Genomic DNA, 4,293 nt, shown 5'->3' with positions numbered 1-4,293 from the left:
CCCGTACCTCGGCCAGCACCGCCGGGTCGAGCCGTCCTGTCACCTCGATGGTCAGGCAGCTTCCCTGAGCGAGACCGTAGAGCGTGGACCGAGGCAGACCCCAGCCCCGGTGCCAGCTCTCGGTACGGCCCGCCGCCACCGCCACCGCGACCCTGCCGTTCTCTCCGGCGATGATCGGGGTCAACCGCACCTCCGGCGCGCCCGCCTTGGCGAAGGCGGCCTCCAGCGCGCGGACGGCGTCCGCCACCTCGGTGCTCGGCCGCAGCCGCGCGTCCCGGACCAGCAGATCCGACAGCAGCCAGACGCGCAGCACGCCGCCTACGGCCCTGACCCGGTCTTCCTGAACGGCGGCCTGGGCCTCGACGCGCACCCGTCCGTAGTCGTCCTTGGACGAACGGCCCACCCGCCACCGGTCGTTCAGCCGCCGCTCCCAGCCTGACGGCAGCGCCCCCGCGCGGACCCTGACCTGCGCGCGCAGCACCGTTCCGGCCGCGAGCGCCCGGTAGATGTAGACGCCGCCGACGGCCCTGGTCGGACGCTGCAGGTCGTCGTCGATGGTGTTGTGCATGCGCAGCGTGGTGCCCGGGATGATGATCGTGCCATTGCCCGGGGCGATGAACCCCTTGCGGTACTGCTTGCCGTCGGCCGCGTCCTCGGCCATCCGGTTGGCGGTGGGCCTGGCGGGTGCGCCTTTGGCGTGCACCAGCACCTTCGGAACCGGCAGGCTGCGCTCGCCGTCCGGTGTCTGCGGTGTCGCGGCGGTGACCACCAGGTCTCCGGTGCGGACCAGCGCGTGCGCGGCCCCGCCGAGCCGCCTGGCCACCTCGGGCATGAGGCACCAGCCGGGGATGTGGTCCGCGCCTTCCACCAGGTTGCCCTGCACGGTGGCGGCGGCGAGCACAGGCTGTTCAACGGTGAGGGTCAGGTTCACGGTCTCCCAGCCAGGCCGTGCGACGGGTGCCGCCATCGGCCGGTCCTCGACCGAAAACGGCCGGTCCGTGGGCGGTGCTGGCACGTCGGTCCGGCCCAGGATCGCGAAATCGCCGGCCAGGCCGTCGATGGTCAGCCTGCACCGGCCCGCCCCGCGCCGGCGTTTGCCGCCGATTCCCTCCAGCAGTCGCGCGCCCGCCATCAGCAGCGCCACTGCGGCCTCCCGCCCCACGGGGTCCAGTCCGTCATACCCCTCGATCCGGCCACGGCCGCTGAGCGTGACCCCTGCCCTGGCCATCTCCTCAAAGCGCAGCATCTCGGTCTGCGCGGTACCGGTCACCGGGTCGATTGCGACGCCCGGCTTGCGGAACGTGGCCGCCCACGCGACGCTCGGCCGATCTCGCAGGAGGCCGGTCAGCCGGTCCGGCAGCCGGAGCGGGCCGTTCAAGACCAGCGCCGCCGGGCGGAGCATCGGGTCGCCGGTGGCGTACTGGCCGCCGAAGAGGAAGGCGAGCCAATCGTGCCAGACCCCCGACGACCCGCTGTCGAGGGCGTGTGCGGCCAGTTCGCAGGAGTCGCGCCACACCCCGACCAGGGTCTTCGCCGGGACGATCGGCGCGCCGGGGGCCTTGGCCGTTCCTTCGGCGTCGCGTTGCACCAGTCGGTGCAGGTAGCCGTAGCGGCCGGTGCCGGTGCCGATCCGCCAGTCGCTGATCATGAACAGCGAGAGTTCGAATTCGCCGTTCATCGCGCCGCCGTCCCGGTCTCGGCGGGCAGGAACGGCACGGCCGCCATGGCGTCCATCAGGCCGGTCCGTTCCCCGGAATCCAGGTCGTCCGGTGAACTTGGGCCATCCCAGAACCGCTCACCCGCCGTCAGGTCGTCGAGCGCCCGCTCACGTTCGGGATTCCCCGCGACGCGGCGGCGCGCCAGCCACAGCCGGGCGCGGGCGACGTCCGCGCCGAGGCACAACCCCTCGCACAGGTCATGCGCCACACCGCCCGGGATCAGACGTTCGCCGGAGTCGCGGTCACGGCGACGCAGCGCGTCGGCCCGCCGGAGCAGGTCGTCCCAGCGCGGTCCTCCCGCACCGTCCGTCCCCACCATGTACGGCGAAGCCGACCGCCCCGCCGACCCCGACGGCGTGACCGACTCCCTAATCCTGGCCAGATCGGGTGCCGCGCTCTCGTACAGCACGACGAACGCCAGCGCCGACCCGTGTTCCTTAACCCGTTTGGCCTCCTTTGAGATCAGCTCCTCGGCCAGGTCATAGGCGAAGTGGAACGGATAGTTACGCTTGACGATCGCCACGCCGGCAGCGGCCGTCAGCCTGGCTCGCCCAGTCTTCCCGAGCAGCGGGTGCGCGGCGGTCTCCGCCTCGAACGCCTCCAGGTAGTGCTGGGCGAAGGGCAGCGCCACGTCGCCCTCGCACACCACGGTCAGATCGTCACCGCCGACGATCAGCGGCAGGACGGCGGGTGTCTCTCCGTCGGCGCGCTGCTCGGCCGTCCTGCGCAGCGCGACCAGGAGCGCCCGTTTGGCCGCGTCGTCCACCCCGGCGGAGACTTGGCGGAACAGCTCCGCGTAACCCCGGTCGTCCTGGGCGTCGGGATGCCCGGCCAGGCCCCGGAACAGGTCGCCCAGGCCGTTGCCGTCGGCGTGCACGACCGCCACCCACTCGGCCGTGAGCCCCAGCCGGTCCACGACGGCTCTCATCTCTGCCGGGGTGGTGCCACAGATCCCGGCGAGCCGGTGCAGGGCCGGCCTGGAGGCGCCGATCTTGTACGCGGCGGCGGCAGAACGCGGACGTGGCTCCTCTCCGTTCCCCTCGGAACGAATCTCCATGGCGGGCAGGCCGCTCGACTCGCAGTCCTGCGCCAGCGGCAGCCGCAGGTGGCGGGACTGCGGCCCTGGACGGCGATCCCGTTGCCAGGACAGCTCCCGGTAGGCGGCCCGGATGGTCTCCCGCAGCGGCTCGCCACCGGCTTCCACGACGACACCACAGACGTCCAGGCCCGGGGCCTCGCGCAGGGCGCGTTCCGTCACCTCGGAGACCAGGCCCTGGCCGGTCACATGTTCCTCGACCAGGACGACGACCAGTCCCGCCCCGGCGACCACCAGCTCCGCCGGGTGGGTGCCGATCCGCCAGTCCGCGGTGAACTCCGCCCCGGCGACCGTCCGAAGCGCGTCGAATGCCCATGTCTCGTTCACGCGGGCGATCAGGTCCGAGGCCCCGACGATCTCCTGGCGCCGGTTGGTGGCGAAGATGTATCGCTGGTTGCCCGCCGTGCGGATCACGACGACGTACATGACTCTCCTGTCGGGTAGGGATGAGGGACCGCGGTCACCGTGTGACCGAACAGCCAGCCGAGCGCGAAGGCGACCCCGGCAGGAGCGGCGATGAACAGCCGGTGGTCGAGATCGGCGTACTGCGGGCGAGCGGCGACCCAGGCCCGCCAGGCGGCGTAAACGTGCCGGACGACCAGTTCGAAGTCGGCCATCGTCTCGGGGATGTTCGCCGGTCCGCCCTCGATGAGCAGCGCGGCCCGGCAGCGCGCATGCTTCCCGGCGCTGTCCAGGCAGCCGGTGGCGGCGGCCGACAGGGCCTGGGAGATCATCAGCGGATTGTCGGACAGGTGCACCACGACGGCGACGGCCGTACCGTGCTCGACGGCCTGAAACTCCTCCGGTTCGTCCACCACCCGGGCCAGGCTCTCGGCCCGCCTCGCCTCCGCCGGGGTCAGCGGTTCCTTCAACCGGCTGCTGATCCGCACCGAGGGAAAGAAGTCCGCGAACGCGCGCTCCGACGGCTGGGGCAGCACCAGCCCGGCCGCCGGACGCTTGCCGGCGCCTTCCGGGTCCGGCCCGACGCCGCGCAGTTCCCGCTGCACGTTGAACTTGAACCGCGCGCCCAGGTCGAACACGTCGGGCAAAGTGGCATTGACGTAGAGGGACACCGGCGTGGCCGGATCGACCTCCGACAGCTCTACCAGCCGCGCGGTCACCAACTCGTAGGCCAAATCCAGCGCCTCGGCCCGCGCTGCGGGCTCATCAGAGGGGATGGACCGCCGTACGGCGAAGCACGAATCATGGTTGCGCTTGGCGTGATCGACGGCCGCCGTCAGCCACTGCCCGCTCCACGGCCCCCGCCACCGCTCCGGCGGCAGCGAGATCACGATCCCGACCCCTCTGCTGCGCTGCTGCCACAGGTTGATCCCGGCGAACATCAACGCGGCGGCTATGCAAAGCACCGTCAGCGACAGCCGCTGATCGCCGAGCCACCCCTTGATCACGTCGGGGACCGTCCCGGCGGCCACCGCTCCGGCCACACCGGCCACCGCCGCCAGCCCCCACTGCGACGCC

Annotated in this window: 3 protein-coding genes; all 3 read right to left on the bottom strand. The window is 72.1% G+C overall.

Features of this window, described 5'->3' with window-relative positions; all coding sequences use genetic code 11:
* A partial coding sequence (locus C1I98_RS36040; RefSeq protein WP_111171769.1) for an RAMP superfamily CRISPR-associated protein occupies positions 1-1,678 on the bottom strand: 1,678 nt, incomplete at its 3' end.
* Positions 1,675-3,240, bottom strand: coding sequence for a Cas10/Cmr2 second palm domain-containing protein (locus C1I98_RS36035; RefSeq protein ID WP_111171768.1), 1,566 nt, complete (start codon positions 3,238-3,240; stop codon positions 1,675-1,677). The genes C1I98_RS36040 and C1I98_RS36035, both read right to left, overlap by 4 nt.
* On the bottom strand, positions 3,225-4,293 hold a 1,069-nt coding region (locus C1I98_RS42135), incomplete at its 5' end, for a hypothetical protein (RefSeq protein ID WP_158558329.1). The genes C1I98_RS36035 and C1I98_RS42135, both read right to left, overlap by 16 nt.

It is taken from the genome of Spongiactinospora gelatinilytica (genome assembly GCF_003236385.1).
GTDB lineage: Bacteria > Actinomycetota > Actinomycetes > Streptosporangiales > Streptosporangiaceae > Spongiactinospora > Spongiactinospora gelatinilytica.
The sequence above is the reverse complement of the archived record's forward strand: the minus strand, read 5'-3'. Positions and strand labels throughout refer to the sequence as shown.